25 protein-coding genes are annotated in these 21,321 nt (G+C 37.6%); 9 read left to right on the top strand and 16 right to left on the bottom strand.

The features are described from left to right. Positions 1-36: 36 nt before the first annotated feature. The 11 genes from AC5YGI_RS17650 to tpx all read right to left on the bottom strand — a co-directional run bounded on the left by AC5YGI_RS17650 (position 37) and on the right by tpx (position 7,109). On the bottom strand, positions 37-450 hold the full coding sequence (locus AC5YGI_RS17650; RefSeq protein WP_110010389.1) for an SRPBCC family protein: 414 nt from the start codon (positions 448-450) through the stop codon (positions 37-39). Between the two features lie 79 nt (positions 451-529). Next, positions 530-961 (bottom strand): VOC family protein, encoded by a 432-nt coding sequence (locus AC5YGI_RS17645; RefSeq protein WP_062675266.1) that lies wholly within the window; start codon positions 959-961, stop codon positions 530-532. Positions 962-1,052: 91 nt separating this feature from the next. Continuing rightward, the gene (locus AC5YGI_RS17640; RefSeq protein WP_496169088.1) at positions 1,053-1,829 is read right to left on the bottom strand and encodes an alpha/beta fold hydrolase; all 777 of its coding nucleotides are present in this window, start codon (positions 1,827-1,829) and stop codon (positions 1,053-1,055) included. Positions 1,830-1,831: 2 nt separating this feature from the next. Continuing rightward, a complete protein-coding gene (locus tag AC5YGI_RS17635) occupies positions 1,832-2,332 on the bottom strand; it encodes a DinB family protein (protein ID WP_330746838.1) in 501 nt (166 codons plus the stop codon). 254 nt (positions 2,333-2,586) lie between these two features. Continuing rightward, on the bottom strand, positions 2,587-3,000 hold the full coding sequence (locus AC5YGI_RS17630) for a hypothetical protein (protein ID WP_496169087.1): 414 nt from the start codon (positions 2,998-3,000) through the stop codon (positions 2,587-2,589). A 25-nt stretch (positions 3,001-3,025) separates the two neighbouring features. Next, a complete protein-coding gene (locus tag AC5YGI_RS17625) occupies positions 3,026-3,436 on the bottom strand; it encodes a VOC family protein (RefSeq protein WP_137906013.1) in 411 nt (136 codons plus the stop codon). Positions 3,437-3,532: 96 nt separating this feature from the next. Beyond that, entirely contained in the window at positions 3,533-3,940 is a 408-nt protein-coding gene (locus tag AC5YGI_RS17620; protein WP_202838588.1) for a VOC family protein, read from the bottom strand. A gap of 77 nt (positions 3,941-4,017) precedes the next feature. Beyond that, positions 4,018-4,608, bottom strand: coding sequence for a Crp/Fnr family transcriptional regulator (locus tag AC5YGI_RS17615; protein WP_454511169.1), 591 nt, complete (start codon positions 4,606-4,608; stop codon positions 4,018-4,020). Between the two features lie 259 nt (positions 4,609-4,867). Continuing rightward, entirely contained in the window at positions 4,868-6,082 is a 1,215-nt protein-coding gene (locus tag AC5YGI_RS17610; RefSeq protein ID WP_496169084.1) for a DUF763 domain-containing protein, read from the bottom strand. Positions 6,083-6,189: 107 nt separating this feature from the next. Further along, entirely contained in the window at positions 6,190-6,537 is a 348-nt protein-coding gene (locus tag AC5YGI_RS17605; protein WP_330746843.1) for a VOC family protein, read from the bottom strand. 71 nt (positions 6,538-6,608) lie between these two features. Then, a complete protein-coding gene (gene tpx, locus AC5YGI_RS17600) occupies positions 6,609-7,109 on the bottom strand; it encodes a thiol peroxidase (RefSeq protein WP_062675275.1) in 501 nt (166 codons plus the stop codon). 359 nt (positions 7,110-7,468) lie between these two features. Between tpx and AC5YGI_RS17595 the strand changes: the two genes are divergently transcribed. Beyond that, positions 7,469-9,688, top strand: a complete 2,220-nt coding sequence (locus AC5YGI_RS17595; protein ID WP_330746844.1) for an NADP-dependent isocitrate dehydrogenase — start codon at positions 7,469-7,471, stop codon at positions 9,686-9,688. A 5-nt stretch (positions 9,689-9,693) separates the two neighbouring features. Then, the gene (locus tag AC5YGI_RS17590) at positions 9,694-10,992 is read left to right on the top strand and encodes a hypothetical protein (RefSeq protein WP_330746845.1); all 1,299 of its coding nucleotides are present in this window, start codon (positions 9,694-9,696) and stop codon (positions 10,990-10,992) included. A gap of 38 nt (positions 10,993-11,030) precedes the next feature. Here the strand turns inward: AC5YGI_RS17590 and AC5YGI_RS17585 are convergent, their stop codons facing one another. Next, entirely contained in the window at positions 11,031-11,369 is a 339-nt protein-coding gene (locus AC5YGI_RS17585; RefSeq protein WP_496169082.1) for a winged helix-turn-helix transcriptional regulator, read from the bottom strand. A gap of 100 nt (positions 11,370-11,469) precedes the next feature. Between AC5YGI_RS17585 and AC5YGI_RS17580 the strand changes: the two genes are divergently transcribed. The 7 genes from AC5YGI_RS17580 to AC5YGI_RS17550 all read left to right on the top strand — a co-directional run bounded on the left by AC5YGI_RS17580 (position 11,470) and on the right by AC5YGI_RS17550 (position 17,175). Next, on the top strand, positions 11,470-12,216 hold the full coding sequence (locus AC5YGI_RS17580; protein ID WP_496169080.1) for an SDR family oxidoreductase: 747 nt from the start codon (positions 11,470-11,472) through the stop codon (positions 12,214-12,216). Positions 12,217-12,388: 172 nt separating this feature from the next. Next, a complete protein-coding gene (locus tag AC5YGI_RS17575; RefSeq protein WP_496169078.1) occupies positions 12,389-13,372 on the top strand; it encodes a heme-binding domain-containing protein in 984 nt (327 codons plus the stop codon). Further along, a complete protein-coding gene (locus AC5YGI_RS17570) occupies positions 13,369-13,812 on the top strand; it encodes a hypothetical protein (RefSeq protein WP_496169076.1) in 444 nt (147 codons plus the stop codon). Before AC5YGI_RS17575 ends, AC5YGI_RS17570 begins: the two co-directional genes overlap by 4 nt. A gap of 77 nt (positions 13,813-13,889) precedes the next feature. Continuing rightward, positions 13,890-14,903, top strand: coding sequence for a sensor histidine kinase (locus AC5YGI_RS17565; RefSeq protein ID WP_496169074.1), 1,014 nt, complete (start codon positions 13,890-13,892; stop codon positions 14,901-14,903). Further along, a complete protein-coding gene (locus tag AC5YGI_RS17560) occupies positions 14,884-15,648 on the top strand; it encodes a LytR/AlgR family response regulator transcription factor (RefSeq protein WP_446105481.1) in 765 nt (254 codons plus the stop codon). Before AC5YGI_RS17565 ends, AC5YGI_RS17560 begins: the two co-directional genes overlap by 20 nt. Positions 15,649-15,967: 319 nt before the next feature. Further along, a complete protein-coding gene (locus tag AC5YGI_RS17555; protein ID WP_496169072.1) occupies positions 15,968-16,744 on the top strand; it encodes a DUF1223 domain-containing protein in 777 nt (258 codons plus the stop codon). A gap of 38 nt (positions 16,745-16,782) precedes the next feature. Continuing rightward, positions 16,783-17,175 carry a DoxX family protein gene (locus AC5YGI_RS17550; RefSeq protein ID WP_496169070.1) on the top strand — a complete coding sequence of 131 codons (393 nt, stop codon included), beginning with the start codon at positions 16,783-16,785 and terminating at the stop codon, positions 17,173-17,175. A gap of 395 nt (positions 17,176-17,570) precedes the next feature. Here the strand turns inward: AC5YGI_RS17550 and AC5YGI_RS17545 are convergent, their stop codons facing one another. The 4 genes from AC5YGI_RS17545 to AC5YGI_RS17530 form a co-directional block, all read right to left on the bottom strand. Next, on the bottom strand, positions 17,571-18,563 hold the full coding sequence (locus AC5YGI_RS17545) for an MBL fold metallo-hydrolase (RefSeq protein WP_496169068.1): 993 nt from the start codon (positions 18,561-18,563) through the stop codon (positions 17,571-17,573). A gap of 82 nt (positions 18,564-18,645) precedes the next feature. Beyond that, a complete protein-coding gene (locus AC5YGI_RS17540) occupies positions 18,646-19,647 on the bottom strand; it encodes an aldo/keto reductase (protein WP_496169067.1) in 1,002 nt (333 codons plus the stop codon). A gap of 86 nt (positions 19,648-19,733) precedes the next feature. Further along, positions 19,734-20,639: a helix-turn-helix domain-containing protein gene (locus tag AC5YGI_RS17535; RefSeq protein WP_202838572.1), complete on the bottom strand. Its 906-nt coding sequence runs from the start codon at positions 20,637-20,639 to the stop codon at positions 19,734-19,736. Positions 20,640-20,746: 107 nt separating this feature from the next. Then, positions 20,747-21,205 (bottom strand): hypothetical protein, encoded by a 459-nt coding sequence (locus AC5YGI_RS17530; RefSeq protein WP_330746855.1) that lies wholly within the window; start codon positions 21,203-21,205, stop codon positions 20,747-20,749. Positions 21,206-21,321: the final 116 nt, after the last annotated feature.

The following is a 21,321-nucleotide window of genomic DNA, read 5'->3' as shown; positions in this document are numbered from 1 at the left end:
GATAACTAAATTGATCATGGCTACAAAAAAATATTGTTAATGATTCTCAACATATTTGTGGAAGTTGTTGAGAATAGCATACCAGCCATCCCGCTGCATTTCCACAGAATTTTGTTTTTCCGGATCGAAAATTTCAATCACTTTTGTTGTATTCTCATCTATTTTATCGAAAACAACTTCCACTTTTCGTCCGTCCTCCAGGTGATACTTAATGATCTCATGAGGAATTATTTCATCATATACGCCTTCAAAATCAAATCCGAAGCTTTTGTCTTTCGCTTCCATTCTGTTTTTGAATTTGCCTCCTACGACAAGGTTATTTTCAGAACTAGGACAGTGCCAGGTTTCGTGGGCGAAATTCCATTTCGTAATGTGTTTGGGTTCATTGAAATAATTCCAAACCTTCTCCACCGGTGCTAAAATTGTGATGTCTATTTTAATTGGATCCATAGTTCTATATTTTTAAAAGTTTAAATAAAGAGCTGCCCAAAAATGAGCATCTCTTTATTATCATTAGTTAAATATAAGATTATTTTGCAGATTCTTCATTATAGTTCACCATCCAATGAACACCATACTTATCCTGAAAACATCCGAAGTAGTCTCCCCAGAACTGATCTTCAATAGGCATTTCCACGTTTCCGCCATCAGAAAGTTCTTTAAAAATCCTGTCTGCTTCGCTTTTTGAATCAGGGAAAATAGACACATAATTATTATTTCCTACGGTAAGAGTCTGCCCGAATGCCGGTACAATATCGGAGGCCATTAACAGATCTCCTCCCACAGGCAAAGCGATGTGCATTACCCTGTTTTTTTCTTCTTCTGACAGGTTTTCGGTACCAGGAGCATTGCCCATTTTATGAATTCCACCAACGAATTCACCACCGAAAACACTTTTGTAAAAATTGAACGCTTCTTCAGCTGTTCCATCAAAATTCAGATACGGATTTAACTTAGCCATGATTTTTAATTTTAAAGTTATTATTATAAAATATTGTTTCTACTGTTGATCCATTAAGGATTAATTAATTTACTATGAATAAAAAAAACGCTTAATGGTTTAAAAATTTTTCTACTTCCCTGACGGTAAAGTCGATTAAGTTGGTATCAATACTTCCATCAAAATCCGGCATCATATAAGTACCATGAGTTGCGGGAAGTATCAATAACCGGGAGCCTTTCACCAACCGCCACATTTCGGCAGTATGTTCCGGCTTCATCACATCCTGATCGCCGCTGATAAATAATGCAGGTGATTTGATGGACCTCAGCACTTCATCATTCCAGTCCTGAAAAGTCTGCATCCTTGTACAATCTTTCTCAAAAAGGTTTTCAAGCTTTGAAAAATCAGGATTGAGGCTTAAGAAATTAATTTTAAAGGGTTCCGGCATTGATTCAAAAGTTGCTTCCTGCATTCCTTCAAAAAAACCGTCTATCATTCCACTTCTTTTGTAGAAAGCGGAGGCAACAACCAGTTTTTCAACAATGCCCGGATGTCGGTGGCCAATCTGCATCACCGTACTTCCTCCATTACTGAATCCCCAGAATGAAGCTTTTTCAATGTTGAGTTCAGCCAAAAGTTCTGCAACATCGTCTGCGTCCTGCTCAAAGGTTTCCGGAATATCGCGGTGCTCACTTCTGCCATGATTTTGTAAATCGATTCCTATCAGCTGGAATTTACCTTCAAGCCTTGCGATGACTTCTTTAAAATCATAAAGAATAGAAGAGCCTCCACCATGAATTAAAACCACAGGCTTTCCCGATCCGTAGATTTCATAGTATAATTGGATTCCGTTGACTTTTTTATAGCCTTTTTCTACTGGATTCATTGTTAATACTTAAGATTTTCGTCCACATCATATTTCATTCCCGGGTAATCCAAAATTCTGCGCATGAGACCTATCTGCCCGCAGAGATAGTCTTCACGGCCGATGCACATTCCTACAAAATTGAGTTTTGTTTCTTTAATGAAAGGGATGTTCATTCCTATTTCAAATATTTCATCCAGCTCTTCATCGGTTACTTCCTGAAGTTTTTGAAAGACTTTGGATGAAATTGTATGAAAGTTTTCTTTCAGTTCAGCAAGGGTTGGATATTTAAAACTTTCATCCAGTGCTTTTCCCTGGAAAAACAAATCATTGTATGGGTCTTCTCCCTGAAGTCCAAGTACTGAACCTAATCCGTAGCGCATATTGACAAAGTTTCCTGCCATCCATACGATATGATTGGTTTTATTTTCAATTCTTTTCAAGGCATCTTCTTCCGAAATGCCGTCCAAAACATTTATAAAGCTTTGGGAATGCATTCTGTAAGCCGGAATAACGAGCTCCATTTTTTTTGATTTTGGTGTGTTCATTTTTAATCAGAGATTAGAAGTTAGAAATTAGAGGTTAGTAGGTTGGAGAAACGCAAAGGCGCTAAGAGTTTTACAAACCATGCGTTTTTTAAGGCGCGAGGATTTTATCTTCGATAAAATTGTACTCACCTTAAAAGATAATACTAATATTTAAGCGAAGTAAGGAGTCTAAAAATAGCATGCTATTTTATAGCACCCGGTTTTCCTAAAATTCTGCGGAGGTAACCCAGCTACCCGCTGTGATAGATTTCATGAAGGCTTAAGGTTGATATATCTTTAACCATTTCAGGTTTAAAACTCTCAAGCGTGCTGAGCTTTGCTTCCAGTTTGTCCTGGGATTGTTTAAGATAGGATTTTAAATCTTCGAAACCAATCAATTTATCTTGATGATCTAAAGCAATTTCACCCCTGTTATAGAAAGAAAATTTTTCACTATCCCAGACAGATTCTTCTCCTAAAATATTCAGTAATGGATTTCTGATGTAAATTAAATGTCCAAGGATCCAGTTCATACAATTGGCTTCACCATTGGGAAAAATCACAGATTCTTCATGGGTAATACCATCGATATTCATCGTAATCACAAAATAGTTACTGGTTACCTGATTTTTTATGATTTCTATATCGTTTGATTGTGTTTCCATATGATATATTTTGTGGTGTTATGGATTATTCTGCAGGGATCTGAGAGGCATCACCATGCACAACTTCCCACTGATGGCCGTTGATATCAGCAAAACTGCTTTGATACATCCATCCGTAATCTACAGGCTCACTGTATTTTGACCCTCCGTTTTCGATCGCTGTTTTTACCATACCGTCTACTTCTTCCCGGCTGTTGACTCCGATAGCAAGAAGTACCTGAGTAGTATCTCCTTTCGCAAAAGGCCTGTTGGTAAAGGTTTGGAAAAATTCTTCTTTAAGAAACATGGTGTAGATATGATTTTCTTTCATGACTACGCATATTGCTTTCTCATCTGAAAACTGTTCATTAATAGAAAAGCCAAGCTTCGTCCAGAATTCTCTGGTTTTTTGAACGTCTTTTACAGGTAAATTGACGTAAATATCTGTAATATTCATTTTGTAAATTTTAGTGGTGATTGTTATCCAAAATTACCGGGATTCGGTAAGAATGTGCTTGCCCTATGGCAAGATTTATTTTTTATTTGGATTAATTTATTCAGCAGGCATTTGAGACATATCTGCAAAAGTAATATTCCAGCCATGCCCATCCGGATCCCAGAAGGAGTTCTGATACATCCATCCGTAATCCTGAGGCTCTTCATGCTGCCGTGCTCCGTTCTCTACAGCAGTGTTTACTATTTTATCTACTTCTTCACGGCTGTTCAAACCTACCGCTACAAGAACCTGACTGGTATTTTCTTTGGCCACCGGTTTATTGGTGAAGGTCATAAAATAATCTTCCTGCAGAAACATCACATAGATGGTATCATTCAAAACAACGCAGGTTGCTTTATCATCAGAGAATTGTTCATTGATAGAAAAACCTACCTTAGTCCAGAATTCTTTGGTTTTCTGTACATCTTTTACCGGAAGGTTCACATAAATTTGATTGACTTTCATTTTTTGTAATTTTAGTGTTAAATTGTAATCCAAAATTACCGAGGTGCAATGAAAATCTACTTGTCATAAGGCAAGATTTAATTTTTCTTAGGGTGGGAAACGATTTCTTTACGGATGCGGCTGAGAGAAGTGTCTGTAACTCCAAGATAGGAAGCAATTTGTTTCAAGGGTGCCCATTGTACGACTTTAGATTTCTGCTCCAGCAGATTAAGGTATCTTCTGGTGGCAGAAAGGGTAAACATTTCTACAGATCTTTGTTTGTAGGCAAAAAGCTCCTGAGACATCCACGATCTTCCCCATTCCCTGAGGTTGGGGATTTTATGGAACAACTCCTGGAAGGTATCATAATCCAGCCTCCAGCACTCGCAGTCGGTAATACAAACAATATTTTCCTGAGACGGAACCCGCTGAAACATTGACAAAACCTCAATAATGACTTCATTTTCTACAAAAAAATGGGTGGTTACTTCATTTCCATTGAAATCATTCACATAGGAACGCGCCAATCCGCTTTCAAGAATATAATATTCATTGGCCGTTTTTCCTTCCTCAAGAATGAAATCGCCTTTCTGGAAAGATTTTTTTTCATGAGCCTGAAATATTTCAGCAAGCTCTTCGGGGAAAAAGAAAGGGAAATCATAGCAGATTTCTAAGGCTTTATTGGTCATTGGTGTCAATTTTTTTAAGTCTTTAAAAGTAAAATTTTTAATTGAATTAAGAGCAAGAAACATTAAACAAAGAATGTAACACCTTTATAAAAAGCCATGTACTACACTATAACAAATATTATTTTAAAACCTACAATGTTAAACAGCCATTTAAACCACCCCGTCAAAAATTCTTTGAATTTTCGCCACCCCTCCGGAGGATGGGAATGACTATTGGCCGATGATAGTAATCATAAGCTTTTTAAAAAAAATAGAAAATCTAAAACAGAGAGAGCTGTATTGGCTTAGGAGGACTATTGGGTTTCTGGGCATCGCCAAATACGGTTTTTCCGCCAAAACGCCAGGAATTCTGTCTTTCATCTTCAATCAACTGCTGAATATCAAAATCCGGAGTGAAATCTTTTTCTGCTTTTGTTATGATCTGATGAAGTTTATTTAAAGAATTCAACTTATCAGAATTGCCAAGTTTGGATTTTTCAATCCCTTTTCTAAGGATGCTGATATTTTCATCATACGTATTGATCGGCACCGGGAAAGGGTGTCCGTCTTTACCGCCATGAGCAAAGGAAAACCTTGCCGGGTCTGCAAATCTTGACGGCGCTCCGTGAATCACTTCACTGACCAGAGCCAATGACTGCATGGTTCTTGGTCCTACTCCTTCCAGCATCAGCAGGTCTTCAAAATTCTGTGGCTGCTGCTCTCTGGTAACATATAAAAGTGCTCCCAGTCGTTTCAAATCAACATCAGAGGCCTGCACATCATGGTGGGCAGGAAGAATCAGTCTTGCAAAATCTTTCATCACTTCCGCAGAATCGGTGTGGGAAATATCCAGAATTCCTTTCCTGTTCTCTGAGGCTTCAGTATCGGTAAGGTTAAGAATTCTTCCTCTTGAAATCCCATTGATTCCTGTGTGCGGCTGTTCTACAAAAGAGGTAATATTTTCCGAGTGCCAGTGATAACGTCTTGCTGTCCCGTCGGATTCATGCATTCCCTGCTGAATGACGCTCCAGTTTCCATTGTCTGAAAGAATGAAATTGTGCAGATACAACTGATAGCCATCCTGAATAGCCGTATTATCTACTTTTGCAGAAAGCTTGCTAGCTCTTACCAGGTCTGTTCCGTTCAATCCGGTTTTATCTGCAATTTTAATGAGCTCTGATGGAGTTTCGCGGGAAAATTTACCTTTTCCGCCACAGATATAAAGTCCCAGCGATTGAGAATTCGGGTTAACAGAACGTTTTAAAGCTCCCATAACGGAAGTGGTAATCCCCGAAGAATGCCAGTCCATTCCCATCACCGCTCCAAAGCTCTGGAACCAGAATGGATCTGCCAGACGGCGTAAGACCTCGTCTTTACCGTAATCCATGAGAATGACTTCAATAATAGAAAGCCCTAGAACAGACATGCGTTCATACAGCCATGGCGGTACTTTGCCATAGTGAAGAGGTAAATCTGCTGTTCCTGATCGTTTCATTCTAAGATTAAAGTGTAAAGGTAAGTTTTATTCACCTTATAATTTAATGATCCGGATCATTATTAATAATCAACTACGGTAAAACATACGGATCCATAGAACCGTTTTTATTGGTGAGACAGTATATTAATTAGCCTATCAAATGGATCTATAACGAAAAATCTTCGTACTCCCCATTCTTCATGGGTAAGTTCATAAGTGATTTCAAAGCCTGCCTTTTTCATTTTATCATAGATTTCATCCACATTATCCACTTCAATGGACAGGTCGGGAACTTCTGTATTATTTCCTCCCTGTTCAGCAAAGCTGATCTGAACTTTGGCTTCTTCCTCATTACCCAATGTTTTAATCCAGCCATGATCCATCAAAACATCCAGTCCCAGAATTTCCTGATAAAACCGGCTGGCTTTTGAAATAGTATTCGTTTTAATATTGACTACGATTCTTTTTACCATGTTCAAATTTTTTGATTAAAAAAGCCTTGCAAAAATGACATTCACAAGGCTTTTCTACAAAAATTATTTTATTACTTCAATGCTGCAAGAGCGGCATCGTAATTAGGTTCATTGGCAATTTCAGGAACCTGCTCAGTATATACTACTTTGTTGTTTTCGTCTGTAACGATCACGGCACGGCTCAACAACCCTTTCATCGGAGAATCCGCAATGGTCACTTCATAATCGTCTCCGAAGCTGCTTCTGAAGTCTGAAAGTGTTTCTACATTATTCAGCCCTTCAGCTGCACAGAATCTTCCTAATGCAAATGGAAGGTCTTTAGAAACATTGATGATCACCGTATTATCAAGCTTTGAAGCTTCCTCATTGAATTTTCTGGAAGAAGCGGCACAGGTAGGGGTATCAATGCTTGGGAAAATATTGAATACTTTTTTCTTTCCGTCAAAATTTTGAAGGGTTTTCACATTTAATCCTGAATCTACCAATGCAAAATCTTTTACCGTGGTTCCTACTGATGGTAATGCTCCTATTGTGTGTACTTCGTTTCCTTTTAAAGTGATTGTCGTTGACATAATATTTTATTTTTTATTTTTTCAAATGTAATCAAAAAAGAAAATTTTTCCGGTTTTATTATGGTTAAATTAATCTTAAAGTGAAAATAAAAAACATCTTATTGATAATCAGTTTTATCAGACAAAATAATTCTATAACGGCAGCCTTGAAAAAGCATGATTTCAGCGACAAAAAGTTCAGCCTCTGAACATTATAAAATTATTTCTAAAATAAATGTAACCGGAAGGTGAACATAAATTAAGCAGATATCAGTATAAAGACTCAAAAGCCTCTTTTTTTTATGGAAATATCTTCAATAAAACAATGATATTTACTAAATTTGTGGGACTTAAAATTTCAAATAAAAAATAACAGTATAATGTCAGAAAAATCAAAAATCTATTACACACTTACTGATGAAGCTCCAATGCTGGCTACTCACTCGTTTTTACCTATCGTAAAAGCTTTTACAAAATCAGCAGATATCGAAATCGCAGTACCGGATATTTCTTTGGCAGGAAGAATTTTAGCCAACTTCCCTGAGTTTTTAAAAGACGACCAAAAGATCGGTGATGCTTTGGCAGAACTTGGAGAACTGGCAACACAACCTGAAGCCAACATCATTAAGTTACCGAACATTTCTGCTTCTGTACCTCAATTGGATGCAGCGATTGCTGAATTACAAGGTAAAGGTTTCGCAGTTCCAAACTATCCTGCAGAACCTAAAAATGACGAAGAAAAGGCAATTAAAGCTAAATATGCCAAAGTATTGGGAAGTGCTGTAAATCCTGTATTAAGAGAAGGAAACTCTGACAGACGTGCTCCAAAAGCTGTTAAAAACTATGCAAAAGCTAATCCTCACAGAATGGGTGATTGGGCATCTGACAGCAAAACTGACGTAGCTCACATGAACAATGGTGATTTCTATGGTACAGAAACTTCTACAACGTTAGAAAACGCTACAAAATACAGAATCGTATTCAAAGGTAATGATGGTTCCGAATCTGTATTAAAAGACTTCGCAGGTCTTCAGGCTGGTGAAGTAATTGATTCTTCTGTTATGAACTTAAAAGCTTTAAAAGCATTTGTTCAGGAGGCTATCGAAGAAGCTAAAAACAGAAATGTACTTCTTTCTGCTCACCTTAAAGCAACGATGATGAAAATCTCTGATCCTATCATTTTCGGGGCTATTGTTGAGACTTTCTTCAAAGAAGTATTCACTAAATATGCTGAGACATTCAAATCTTTAGATATTAATCCAAACAACGGTCTTGCTGATCTTTTCGAAAAAATCAAAGGAAATGCTCAGGAAGCTGACATCAAAGCTGATATTGAAAAAGCTCTTGCTGAAGGACCTAGAGTGGCTATGGTAAACTCTGATAAAGGAATTACCAACTTCCACGTGCCTTCAGATATCATCGTTGATGCTTCTATGGCTGCTCTTGTAAGAGGCGGAGGTAAAATGTGGAACAAAGACGGAAATGAAGAAGATACCGTTTGTATCATTCCGGACCGTTCTTATGCAGGTTTCTACCAGTCTGTGATTGACGATATGAAAGCGCATGGAAAATTGGACCCTACCACAATGGGATCTGTTCCAAACGTAGGTTTAATGGCTCAGAAAGCTGAAGAATATGGTTCTCACGATAAAACTTTCCAATTATCAGCTGACGGAACTGTAGAAGTTCAGGATGAAGCCGGAAACGTTCTTCTTTCTCAGAAAGTAGAAAAAGATGATATCTTCAGAATGTGTCAGACTAAAGATGCTCCTATCCAGGACTGGGTAAAATTAGCGGTAAACAGATCAAGATTATCTGATACTCCTGCTATCTTCTGGTTAGACAAAGGAAGAGCTCACGACAGAGAAATCATTAAAAAAGTAGAAAAATATCTTGCTGATCACGATACAACAGGTCTTGACATCAGAATCCTTGATGTAAAAGACGCTATGACTGAAACATTGAAGAGAGCAAGAGAAGGTAAAGATACAATCTCAGTTTCCGGAAACGTATTGAGAGATTATTTAACTGACCTTTTCCCAATCCTTGAGCTTGGTACTTCTGCAAAAATGCTTTCTATCGTTCCATTGATGAATGGTGGTGGTTTATTTGAAACTGGTGCCGGAGGTTCTGCTCCAAAACATATTGAGCAGTTCCTGGAAGAAGGATACCTAAGATGGGATTCTCTGGGTGAATTCTTAGCACTTCAGGCTTCTTTAGAGCATCTTGCACAAACTCAAGGGAATACAAAATCTCAGGTTTTAGCTGATGCATTGGATGAAGCTAATGCTAAATTCTTAGCTACAGATAAATCTCCTGCAAGAAAAGTAGGTCAGATAGACAACAGAGGTTCTCACTTCTATCTGGCAATGTATTGGGCTGAAGCGTTGGCGAACCAGACTGCTGATGCTGAACTGGCTGCTCAGTTTGCTCCTGTTGCTCAGGCACTGCAGGAAAATGAGGAAGTAATCAATGCTGAATTAATTGGTGCTCAGGGTAAACCTCAGAACATTGAAGGTTACTACAAAGCTGATACGTATAAAACATATGCAGCCATGAGACCTAGCACTGTTTTAAATGAAATTATTGACGGAATCTAAAATTTATGAAAAAAACTATAACCTTATTATTTGCTTATTTATCAATATTTTCATGCAGCAGTTCAAACGATGATATTACGGAGGTGGTCACAGTAACACCTCCTGTTATTGAAAATAAGATCAATTTAACTTCAACTTACAGTGATACCACTGAAACGGTAAGCTTAAAATGGACGCTCAGCGGAGATGCCACTTATAATCATTATAAAATTGTAAGAAGTGATTCTCAAAATGGGATACAATCCGAAATTGGTAATAGCTATCCGAATCAGTTTACATTTACTTCAGCCGTACCATTTAACCCTTATGTAGAATATCAGGTTATTGGTATTAAGGCTAATGGTGAAGAGGTTAAAAGTAACATTATAAAAATTGAAAGACCTGAGATCAAATTGGTTAATCTTAAAACTTTTGATGCCCAATTTGATAAAAACTCCGGAAAGCTGTACCTATTAGATACGGATGGGAAAATTGCTATTTATGATGTGAATACAAACTCTGTTACCCATCAGATCAGCACAAATGCAACTTTAGGCTACTCTGATATTGGAACCTATAATGGAAGTGTAGAACTATATGTTCCCAGAAATGATGGTTGGGTAGATATTTATGATGGAAATGATCTGACATTGAAAGCTCAGGTGAGTTTCGGAATGCCGCTCATCAGTACTGTATATCATAACGGTATACTTTACGGTTCTTCAAATAGTAATAGCAGTTCCAGTGTGATTAAGTCAGCAAGCAGGGCTACAAAAGCTATCATTTCTCAATCACCTCAGCTTTATTATAATAGCGGAAGGATGAGAAAAGCTGTAGGAAGTTCTGTGCAATTATATACCATAACACAGAATATTTCACCTGTAGATATGGATCTTTATAATTTTGATCTTAATGGTAATTACATCAGTCATCAGGACGATACTTATCATGGAGATCACCCACTTAATTACAGGATATTTGAAGCATTTCCTGATGGAAGAATCATTACGGCAAGTTCAGGTTCTGTCTATAATTCGCAAATGATTTATCAGAATGATCTGCCTTCCGGAAATTCCAAGCTATCAAGTTTTGATTTTGATAGTAACAGTATTATTGCAGGAACTACAAGTAAGACCATTGAGCTTTATAACATCAATTCTTACACAAAAACCAAGACAATCAATACAAAGAGATATCCTTATAAAGTGTTCAGCTATAATAATAAGGTAGTCTGTGTAAGTTCAGTTACTCAGCTCAACGTTCAGTCTTATGATTATTCGGGAATAATTCCTGACAATGTAATGATCGAAATTTTTGACAAATAGTTATAAACCTCTCCTTCGTGAGAGGTTTTTTGTTGGTATTATTTTCTATCCTCCACAATCACTCTCCTATGCTCCCTACCCCAGTTGATCATTTCCTGAATGATATTTCCAAAGGTTCGGCAGTATTCTGTGGATTCATATTCTATTAAAACAGGAGTTTCGGGATAAACGGTGCGTTTTAGCAGTTTATTCAGTTCCATATCTTTCAGTTCTTTGGAAAGCATTCTGGTGGTAATTCCGGGAATACTTCGTTCAATTTCCCTGAAACGTCTGTTTCCGTTACAAAGTGAATTGATAACAGGAATACGCCATTTTCCTCCGATAAAATAAAGGGTATCCTGTAACGCTCTTAGTTCTTCGTTTTGGTTTCTTTCCATAGTTGCAAAATTAAGTGATATCATGAATGATACTGATATACTCTGTGATACTGGTTACAAAAGTATACCATTTTGAAATAACTTTGTCAAAAAATTTACAATGAAAAAATTCAGTAATAAACTGGCTATCGTAACAGGAGGAAACAGCGGGATCGGATTCGCTGCGGCAAAAGAACTTATTTCAGAAGGAGCAACCGTGATCATTACCGGAAGGCGAAAAGATGCTGTAGAAATAGCAGCCCGCGAACTTGGTGCCATTCCGTTTATCGCAGATCAGGCCAACCTTAACGATATTGATCTTTTAAAAGAAAATATTGAGAAACAGTTCGGGAAAATAGACATCCTGTTTATCAATGCAGGAATTACAGGTACACTGACTCCTATTGAAAAAATGGATATCGAAAATTTTGATCAGGTGATGAATATTAATTTCAGGGGAGCTTATTTTACTTTAAGCAAATTCATTCCATTATTAAATGATGGTGCTTCTGTCATCTTTTTATCTTCTATTGTGGCTTCTACTTATAAACCCAACAGTTCCGCTTACCAGGCAAGCAAAGCAGCATTAAATTCTATTGCCAAAACGGCAGCAGCAGAATTAGCTCCAAGAAAAATCAGAGTAAATATGATAAGCCCGGGTCCTATACAAACCGAAATCATGAGTAAAGCCGGGCTGGATGAAGAAACGTTGAAAAATATTCAAAATCATCTCATAGATCAGATCCTATTAAAGAAAATGGGAACTGCTGAGGAAGTTGCGAAACTGGTTACTTATTTAGCCGATAACGATTCTTCCGGGTATGTCACCGGAACTGAAATTGTGATAGATGGTGGTATTACTTTATAAACAACAGATTTAATCAAATCCCGGTAATTGTGTTACCGGGATTTTTCATGTGAATTTTCGGGGTTAAAAATTCCGGATTCGCCTTTTGATTTGTCCAGCTCAGTCTGTTTTCCATTTCACAGTACGGGCTTCCCAGCTACTTTTGAATCAGAAAATAAAAACAATACTCATTATGGATACCGTAAAGAAAAAAAGAAATCCCATCGCCATTGTCTTTCTGGCAATATTAGGAATCTTCGGAGGGCTGCAGTTATTCAGTAAACCTTTGGAAGGAAAACCGGTTACAAGGAAAATTGAAGCTCCAAAGGAAGTGATCAGTATTCTTGAAAACTCATGTTTCAGCTGTCATTCCAATCAGCAGAATTTAAGCTGGTATGATAAACTTGCTCCTGTTTCCTGGGCTGTAAACAAAGATATCAAAAGAGCCAGAGAAGTCCTGAACTTCTCAGAATGGGAAAAGTTATCTCCTGCAGAACATCAGGGAAAAATGTACGCTATTCTCAATATGATGCAAAGTGGTAAAATGCCTCTCCATGAGTACACCCTTCTGCATCCTTCAGCTAAGATTACGGCAAAAGATATTGAAACGATCAAAAAATATACACTTTCATTATCCTCAGCAGATCCTTCTGTTCAAAAAAAGATTGAGACACCTCAGGTATCATCCACTGTACCTGTTCCGGCATCAACCAATTTCCCGGTTTCTCCCAATGGGGTTCGATACACCGATGATTTTAAGAACTGGAAAGTAATCAGTATGAGTACGCTGTTTGATAACTCTATTCGTGTAATTTATGGAAATGATATTGCGGTAAAGGCTGTGGAAATTGAGAATTTTCATCCGTGGCCGGACGGAAGTGTGGTAGTAAAATCCGTATGGAAACAAGAAGAGCTTCCGGATGGAGAAATCAGACCCGGAAAGTTTATCAACGCACAGTTTATGGTTAAAGATTCCAAGCAGTATCAAGATACAGAGGGTTGGGGATTTGCAAAATTTTCCGGAGATGATCTTCATCCGACAGGAAAAACCGCTTCTTTCGCCAAAGAATCCTGCATTGCCTGCCACAGACAACTCGCTGAAAAAACAGGATATCTGTTTGATGTTCCCATGAAAGTAAACACCCAAAGACTCATTCAAAATTTACAGAAAAAATGAAAAATACAATCCTGATCTTATTGGTAAGCCTTGTTTCTCTTACCGCCTGCAGCAAAGAAAATAGTAATACGGATAATGGCCTTTCAAGGGTTGTTTTTGACCCGGGACCTCTCAAATTTATCTCTAATTCTTTAAATCCTAAAAAAGAAACTATGTCTGCCTTATATGGGAACGAAAAAGCACTGGAATCTTTAACAAAAGAAATCCAGACCCCTGAAGCAGGTGCTGTGATGAAACTGGTTACCTGGAAATACCATGACAATCCTCAGTATATTGGCGGAACCATCACCGGAGAACTGGTAAGTATCGAAACTGTTCAGGCAGACAGTGCCGGAAATGTCTCTTATGATCTTAAAAATGATCAGCCTGAGAATACTTTCTCAAACCCAAAAGAAAGAATACAGTATTTCATGAGCTACCGTCCTGTAGTGAGGCCATAATAAAATTTCTGTTTCACTATTTATCATAATATTTCCAATAAAAACATTAATTTAACCTTTTCAAATCAGCAGATTTCATGCAACAGCAAAAAATAAAAATCTCACCGGCCATCATCTGGATAAGCTCCGTTTTCCTGGGAGTTCTATCTTCTGTACCCCAACTGGCGTCTCATGAGTTCAACTGGAAAGAGGCCGCAGTAAACTCGGCCATTACAGCAGCATTTTCCGTCATCATGTGGTATATCAATATCTATATGCTGAACCGTACAGGAAAACGCAGACAGCATATCTCTTATTCCAGATTGATGGTGGTACTGGCTTTCGGGATGGTGATTATGTTTGGACTGGCATGGATTCAGCAGCTGATTCTGTCTCATATCAATTTTGGTCCTGTAATGCTGATGGTGGAAGTAAGGGGTATTTTAATCAACCTGGTTTGCTATATGTTTCTTACGCTGCTTCAGAACAACTATACAGGGCAGCAGATACAGCTTGAACTGGAAAAGGTAAAGAGTGATAATCTGGGTGCTCAGTATGAATTATTAAAACAGCAGATCAATCCGCATTTTCTTTTCAACAGTTTGAATACGTTAAAATTAATGGCAGAGACTCATGACGAAGAAACCGTTGATTTTATTGTCAAGCTTTCTGATTTTTACCGTTTTACACTGGAAAGCCGTAAGCTGGATCTGATCAGCGTTCAGGAAGAAATGAAAATCGTGGATTCTTATCTTTTTCTTCAGAAAGCCCGTTTTGGAGAAGGGATTAAGTTTACCAACGAACTTGGAAAAGAAACCGCTCAAACGCTTATTCCTCCTTTTACCCTTCAGCTATTGGTGGAGAACTGTATCAAACATAATATTGTCTCGCAAAGTAAGCCCTTACACATCAAAATCTATAATGCAGATGACAAAATTGTTATTGAAAATCTTATACAGCGAAAAGTAACCCCCGAAGATTCTTTGGGTGTTGGACTGGACAATATTAAAATGCGCTACAAACATTTATTGGAAAAGGATATTACCATTCATTCAGACGAAAAAACATTTCAGATAAAACTACCATTAATCCATGAATATAATCATTATTGAAGATGAATTCAGGGCGGCAAAATCCCTGCAGAATTTAATTTCAGACTTAAAACCGGAATCAAAGATACTGGGTGTTTACGACAGTATTGAAACAAGTATTGAAGGCTTAAAGGAGATCAAACCTGACCTTATTTTTATGGATATCCATCTTTCGGACGGACTCTCCTTTGAAATTTTCAAATCGGTGGAGATTACCTGCCCAGTGGTTTTCTGTACTGCCTTTGATCAGTATATGCTGGATGCTTTTAAAAGTAAAGGAGTTGATTATGTTTTGAAACCTTTTTCCAGGGAAGATATTGCCGAAGCCCTGCGAAAGGTTGATGAACTGAAAAAATTCTTCCAGAAAAATGATCTTCCGGACCTGGAGTCTCTGATACAGAAAATTAGCCAGCCTACTGTCGCAGGTAAGAGTAGTTTTCTGGTTTTTAAAAATCAGAAATACACCACCATTCCTACCGAAGACATTGCTTATTTTTACATTCATAATGAGATCACCCACCTGGTTACATTCACAAAGGAACAGTTTCCTCTTACCCAGCCTTTAGGACAAGTAGCGGAACAGGTTTCCGACAAACAATTCTTCAGAGTCAACAGGCAATATCTCGTTAATTTTAAAGCGATTAAAGAAATGGAGCATTATTTTCAGCGTAAAATACTCGTAAAGCTTACCGTTGAAACTCCCGAAAAACTTTTAATTAATAAAGAAAAAACGCATAGTTTTTTTACGTGGCTTGAGGACAGGTAGAGGAGAAAGGAAGCTGGAAGCTGGGTACTGGAAGTACTTGAAGGCTTTATAATCAATAAAATTTTTATTTAAATATACTATAGCCCTGATTGAGATGATCAGGGTTTCTTTTGTTAATTTTTTAAGCTTCCTGGCTTATATTAAAAATAAACCTCTATTCAATTTCGTGCTCAGAAACTTCCAGCCTCCCACTTCCAGCTTCCATCCTAAAACCCTTCCCCTCACAATTTCCGGATTCACCTCTTAATTTGTCCGGTTGAACCTATTTTGTATTCTTTTACCTTTATCAAGTATCTACTTTTGAATCAAATTAAAAGACATGATACTAAAAAACTTAATTACAGTAAGCGCTTTTACCGCAGTATTATTTGCAGCCTCAGCATTTATTCATCAAAATAAAGAACAAAAGACATCACAATCTAAAGCTTCTGAGAATAACGGATTTGCTGTTTTGGAACTCTTTACTTCAGAAGGCTGTTCAAGCTGTCCTCCTGCAGATGAACTGATGGGAAAAATTGAAAAGGAATACAAAGATGAGCCTGTTTACCTTCTCTCCTACCATGTTGATTACTGGAACCGTCTCGGATGGAAGGACCGGTTCAGTACGGCTGAAAACTCTCAACGGCAACAGCAGTACAGCCGAATATTGAATTCACAGGTTTATACTCCACAGCTGGTAGTGAACGGAAAAACAGAATTTGTAGGATCTGATGAAAATAATATCAGAAATGCCATCCGGAAAGCTCTGATTACTTCTAAAAAAATACATGTAGAGTTATCTGCCGCCATTTCTCAGCATAAAATTGATGTTCAGTATAAAACACCTTCCGCGGATCCTCAGAATATACTGCTCGTTAATCTGGTTGAAAAACATTCTTCCACGGAGGTTGGGAAAGGTGAAAATGAAGGACGTCATCTGCATCACTGGCAGATTGTCCACAAGCAAAACCTCATCTCATTGAATAAACAGCAGGAAGGAATCACAACATTTAAACTTCCGGAAGGCTTTTCTCCGGAAAACTGGGAAGTCATCGCTTTTATTCAAAATAGGAGAACGGGAGAAATCTCAGGATCAGCAAAAACAGCTTTTAAATAAAATACTATACAATTTAATTATCACTAAAAATTACAACAATGAAAACAAAAACTACAAAAATTATCTATTGGTCAGGTGCTATTTTTATGTCATTATGGTTTGGAGCCAGCGGTTTCTTTGAACTGACAAAAAATCCGGTTGTATGGGATATTACGCGACAGCTTGGATATCCGCCTCATTTTATTTATATATTAGGAATTTTTAAAATCTCCGGAGTTATAGTTCTTTTGCTTCCCAATAAATTATTGAGACTAAAAGAATGGGTGTTTGCAGGAATGTTCTTTGATATTCTTTTTGCTTTCTTTTCAAAAATTGCGGTCCTGGGTTTTCCGTCTACGGTAGATGCAATTATTGCCTTTTCTGTGTTAACGGTAACTTACATCATGTTCAGAAAGCTGTATTCTCCTGAATTGGTATTTGGAGAAGCGTAACATTAATAAACTCACATTTTCTTATGTTTGAAACAGATCCTTCCGTTGCCTGGGAGGATCTGTTGTTTCAGTGAGGTGATGAATAAGTTTTGGCTGAAGGCGGATAGAGGAATACTGTTTTTGAAAGCGGACTAAAGTCCGCTGCTATTGATTGTATTGCATGTATGATGTATCATTCCGTTTTGACCACCCCGTCAAAAATTCTTTGAATTTTTGACACCCCTCCAGAGGATGGGAATGCCAAGCACTTTATTCGTATTGGTTAAGATAACATTTCCTTGTTTCCAATTTCTATTTGTCGTCCCTAATCCCTGCAACCTATTACCTATTACCTATTACCTATTACCTATTACCTATTACCTATTACCTATTACCTATTACCTAATACCTGACACTTAATTCATAAAAGCTTCGGGAAACCATTCAAATCCTGTTTCTTTTTTCTTTGTGTAGCCAAGGCCCGGCCAGGGTAAATGATAAGCAAACGCTCTGATTCTGGTATCCGCCAGTTGCTGAAGGAGTTTTTTTCTTGAAGCTGTTGCGATATCCAGATCAGTGTCCCCAAAATAGCCCCATTCAGGGTGTGGAAACAAGACAACATCAGAATGGATAAGGTCTGCAATATAGATCAGCTTTTCATTTCCTGAAGAGATGGTTGTAACGGTTAATCCTGGTGTATGACCGGGAGCTAACTGAAAACTAAAATAATCATACAATGGATGATTAAGGTCATAAAACTTTAGTTTGGGCTGAATCGTTTTCAAAATATTCTGAATTGCAGGAATAATCTGATTAAGAAATCCAGGTTGTGTTTTCAATGCACTGTTGCTGAAATCTTTGATGGAAGCTTTCATCCAGAAATCATGTTCTGTTTTGGAGATGAAAATATCAGCATTGGGAAAAACAAACTGATTTTGTTTATCCACGACTCCGCCAATGTGATCCGGATGGGCGTGAGAGATAAAGACATCGGTAACATCTTTCGGAGAAAATCCTGCTTTTTGGAGGCTTTTCAATAAAAAACCGCTTCTTTCATCGGCGAAAATACCCATTCCGGTATCCAATAAGATGAGTTTATTCTTTGTTTTAACCAATAGAATGTTCATCGCCATATCAATATAATTCTCCGGTCTGAAATTATCTTTAAGAATTGTTTTCAATTCTGAAACAGTGCCTCTTGGTGCAAATGAATTCAGGTTTTCTTCATGGATATATCCGTCCGTAAGAACAAATAGTTCAAGCTCACCAAGCTGCAGTTTTTTAAATCCGGAAAGGTCATCACCAGTTTTTTCAACAGTTGTTTTAGACTGTGCCGTTAAGCCGGAGAAAGGAATCATGCTCAATGTACCTGCCAATAATCCGTTCTTTAATAATTCTCTTCTGTTCATAGTCGAACTCATTTTAAATATAAAAACAAAAAAACTGAGCTCTTTTTATTGTAAGAAGCTCAGTTTTTATCTAACATAGTGTTTAATTGTTCACCAGTTTCATTGAACCTTCATTGTATCTTTCTCCTACATTAGGGTATTTTTTCAAGATGGCATCAATGGTATCCAGATCTGATTGAGATAGTTCTATATTGACGGCTGCAATATTTTCTTCCAGATATTTGATTCGTTTTGTACCCGGAATCGGAATGATATCATCTCCCTGGTTCAGTACCCACGCTAAGGCAAGCTGGGTTCCTTTCACTCCTTTGGAAGCTGCAAATTCGTTGATTTCGTTAGCCAGCTTAGTGTTATTTTCAAGGTATTCCTGCTGATAACGCGGTAATGATTTTCTGAAATCGTCATCACCCAGATTTTGTGCATCATAGATATTGGTAAAGAGTCCTCTTGCTAACGGCGAATAAGGAACCAAAGAAATCCCCAGTTCTCTGATGGTGGGTAAAATCTCATTTTCGACATCTTTCGTAAGGATAGAATATTCTGACTGCAATGCTGCGATAGGGTGAATTTTATTAGCCTTTCTGATAGATTCTGCCGAAGCTTCAGACAATCCAAGATATTTCACTTTTCCTGCCTTTACCAATTCTGCCATTGCTCCTACCGTTTCTTCTACAGGAACATTAGGATCTACTCTATGCGCATAATACAAGTCGATTGTATCGATCTTTAATCTTTGAAGGCTTAAATCCACGGCCTTTCTTATCCATTCCGGAGAGCCGTCGAAATAAGTTCCCGGAGCACCGCTGTGGCTTGCCTTACCATCTTTAAACCTGAATCCGAATTTGGTAGCAATGAAGATTTTATCCCTGTTCGGTACTAAAACTTTAGAAATAAGTTTTTCATTTTCTCCATTGGCATACATATCTGCCGTATCCCAAAAGTTAACTCCTAAATCCAAAGCTCTGTGCAAAGTATTGATACTTTCCTGCTCGTCGGTAGGACCATATGCGAAACTCATTCCCATACATCCTAAACCGATTGCTGATAACTGTTCTTCTGTGTTTCCTAATTTTTTAAATTTCATGATAGGTATGATTTAATTTTACATGACAAAATTAGAACATCAGGAAGCCAACCCTGATATAGAATTCAAACTAAGAATTATAAAATTCAAACAACATCCATTCTTAAGGCATTGGGAGTAATTCCGGTTTGTTTTTTAAAATAATTGGTGAAATAAGCGGGTTCTTCAAAACCTAATCCGTAGGCAATCTCAGCAATATTCCAATCCGTATGTTTCAGTAAGGCATTGGCTTCCTGAATAATCCTTGCGGTGATCTGCTGGCTGGTTGTTTTTCCTGTAATCTCTTTTACCGAACGGTTCAAAGAATTCACATGAATGGAAAGACTCCGGGCATAATCATTCGGCGTTTTTAATTTCAAAAAGGCCTCAGGGCTGTCGATAGGAAACTGTCTTTCCAACAATTCCATAAATAAAGAGGCAACCCTTTGTGAAGCATTCTGATAAGGTTCGAAACTTTCTGCCGGCTGCATTCTCATCGTCTCATGAATCATCAGATGAAGATATGCTCTCAGCATATCATACTTGTGAATATAATCCGACTGGATCTCCGTCATCATTTTGGTATAGATCTCAGCAAGTATTTTCTGCTGTTGTTCATCTACAAAAAAAACCGGAGTTCCTCCAATCTTGAACAGCGGAGAATCCTGAAGGTTTCCCATACGGCTTCCATTGTGCAGAAACTGATCGGTAAAAAGGCAGAACCAGCCTTTCTGATCTTCATCATCGGCTTCCCAGGAATAAGGAATAATGGGGTTGGAAAACAATAATGCGGGACGGTCTACTTTGATCCATTTGTCAGCATAATGAAGCTTTCCCTTTCCTATAATTAAAGAAATCTTATAATAATCTCTCCTGCTGTAAGGAGTGTGCGGAGAGCAATACTCCCGTGAAAAGACATTGAAGTGGCCCATTTTATTCACCCCAATACATTGAGATGCCAGATTGGGAGCATTCCTTTCATAAAAACCTTTGAGTGATTCGTGTGATTCCATAGATCAAAGTTATAAAAATCAAACAAAATAAATCACATCAGATATTGAAAAATAAAATGGCTGACAAAAAATGTCAGCCGTTATAAGTGATAGAGTTGATAATGGGTTTAATCCCAATCACCGTCATGTCCGTGACCGCGATGTTTATTTTGTTTTTTATAGTATTTCTCCTGATTTTTATAATACTTTTCCTGTTGTTTACGATATTTTTTATAATCGTTTTTGTTTCTGCCATAGACGATTACCGGATTCTGACCTCTGTAATATTTCTTTTTAAAAAGGATATACTTTTCTCTACCCAGAATTCTTTCCAGCTCCGAATAGCGGTCATTCCTCCATCTTCCAGGTTCTACTACGTAAACTCTGTTCCACGTATCATAATCACGGTATCTGTCATTCAATACGTAAATCTGATTGGCCTGTGTTGTTGAAAGCACAAGATCAGTAATTACCCTTTGCCAGTTGATATCTGAGATACTCCTTCTGTAATCATTATAATAATCTGATTGGGCATAACTCAAACTGAAGGTCCCAACCAATAATGCTGTTAATATTAACTTTTTCATTTCACACCACTTTAAAATTAAACATGAAGGGATAGTCAATTAAAGTGCCAATTCTTAAATATAAATACTAATATTTGTTAATGAAAATCATAAACCACTGATTATCTTTGAATTAT

It is taken from the genome of Chryseobacterium sp. CS3K3.1 (genome assembly GCF_059515165.1).
This window is presented reverse-complemented; position numbering and strand designations above follow the sequence as displayed.

Excerpts from the sequence above, each read along its gene's own strand:
- AC5YGI_RS17650 (WP_110010389.1), bottom strand. The coding sequence starts at position 450 with ATGGATCCAATTAAAATAGACATCACAATTTTAGCACCGGTGGAGAAG.
- AC5YGI_RS17645 (WP_062675266.1), bottom strand. The coding sequence starts at position 961 with ATGGCTAAGTTAAATCCGTATCTGAATTTTGATGGAACAGCTGAAGAA.
- AC5YGI_RS17640 (WP_496169088.1), bottom strand. The coding sequence starts at position 1,829 with ATGAATCCAGTAGAAAAAGGCTATAAAAAAGTCAACGGAATCCAATTA.
- AC5YGI_RS17635 (WP_330746838.1), bottom strand. The coding sequence starts at position 2,332 with ATGGAGCTCGTTATTCCGGCTTACAGAATGCATTCCCAAAGCTTTATA.
- AC5YGI_RS17630 (WP_496169087.1), bottom strand. The coding sequence starts at position 3,000 with ATGGAAACACAATCAAACGATATAGAAATCATAAAAAATCAGGTAACC.
- AC5YGI_RS17625 (WP_137906013.1), bottom strand. The coding sequence starts at position 3,436 with ATGAATATTACAGATATTTACGTCAATTTACCTGTAAAAGACGTTCAA.
- AC5YGI_RS17620 (WP_202838588.1), bottom strand. The coding sequence starts at position 3,940 with ATGAAAGTCAATCAAATTTATGTGAACCTTCCGGTAAAAGATGTACAG.
- AC5YGI_RS17615 (WP_454511169.1), bottom strand. The coding sequence starts at position 4,608 with ATGACCAATAAAGCCTTAGAAATCTGCTATGATTTCCCTTTCTTTTTC.
- AC5YGI_RS17610 (WP_496169084.1), bottom strand. The coding sequence starts at position 6,082 with ATGAAACGATCAGGAACAGCAGATTTACCTCTTCACTATGGCAAAGTA.
- AC5YGI_RS17605 (WP_330746843.1), bottom strand. The coding sequence starts at position 6,537 with ATGGTAAAAAGAATCGTAGTCAATATTAAAACGAATACTATTTCAAAA.
- tpx (WP_062675275.1), bottom strand. The coding sequence starts at position 7,109 with ATGTCAACGACAATCACTTTAAAAGGAAACGAAGTACACACAATAGGA.
- AC5YGI_RS17595 (WP_330746844.1), top strand. The coding sequence starts at position 7,469 with ATGTCAGAAAAATCAAAAATCTATTACACACTTACTGATGAAGCTCCA.
- AC5YGI_RS17590 (WP_330746845.1), top strand. The coding sequence starts at position 9,694 with ATGAAAAAAACTATAACCTTATTATTTGCTTATTTATCAATATTTTCA.
- AC5YGI_RS17585 (WP_496169082.1), bottom strand. The coding sequence starts at position 11,369 with ATGGAAAGAAACCAAAACGAAGAACTAAGAGCGTTACAGGATACCCTT.
- AC5YGI_RS17580 (WP_496169080.1), top strand. The coding sequence starts at position 11,470 with ATGAAAAAATTCAGTAATAAACTGGCTATCGTAACAGGAGGAAACAGC.
- AC5YGI_RS17575 (WP_496169078.1), top strand. The coding sequence starts at position 12,389 with ATGGATACCGTAAAGAAAAAAAGAAATCCCATCGCCATTGTCTTTCTG.
- AC5YGI_RS17570 (WP_496169076.1), top strand. The coding sequence starts at position 13,369 with ATGAAAAATACAATCCTGATCTTATTGGTAAGCCTTGTTTCTCTTACC.
- AC5YGI_RS17565 (WP_496169074.1), top strand. The coding sequence starts at position 13,890 with ATGCAACAGCAAAAAATAAAAATCTCACCGGCCATCATCTGGATAAGC.
- AC5YGI_RS17560 (WP_446105481.1), top strand. The coding sequence starts at position 14,884 with ATGAATATAATCATTATTGAAGATGAATTCAGGGCGGCAAAATCCCTG.
- AC5YGI_RS17555 (WP_496169072.1), top strand. The coding sequence starts at position 15,968 with ATGATACTAAAAAACTTAATTACAGTAAGCGCTTTTACCGCAGTATTA.
- AC5YGI_RS17550 (WP_496169070.1), top strand. The coding sequence starts at position 16,783 with ATGAAAACAAAAACTACAAAAATTATCTATTGGTCAGGTGCTATTTTT.
- AC5YGI_RS17545 (WP_496169068.1), bottom strand. The coding sequence starts at position 18,563 with ATGAACAGAAGAGAATTATTAAAGAACGGATTATTGGCAGGTACATTG.
- AC5YGI_RS17540 (WP_496169067.1), bottom strand. The coding sequence starts at position 19,647 with ATGAAATTTAAAAAATTAGGAAACACAGAAGAACAGTTATCAGCAATC.
- AC5YGI_RS17535 (WP_202838572.1), bottom strand. The coding sequence starts at position 20,639 with ATGGAATCACACGAATCACTCAAAGGTTTTTATGAAAGGAATGCTCCC.
- AC5YGI_RS17530 (WP_330746855.1), bottom strand. The coding sequence starts at position 21,205 with ATGAAAAAGTTAATATTAACAGCATTATTGGTTGGGACCTTCAGTTTG.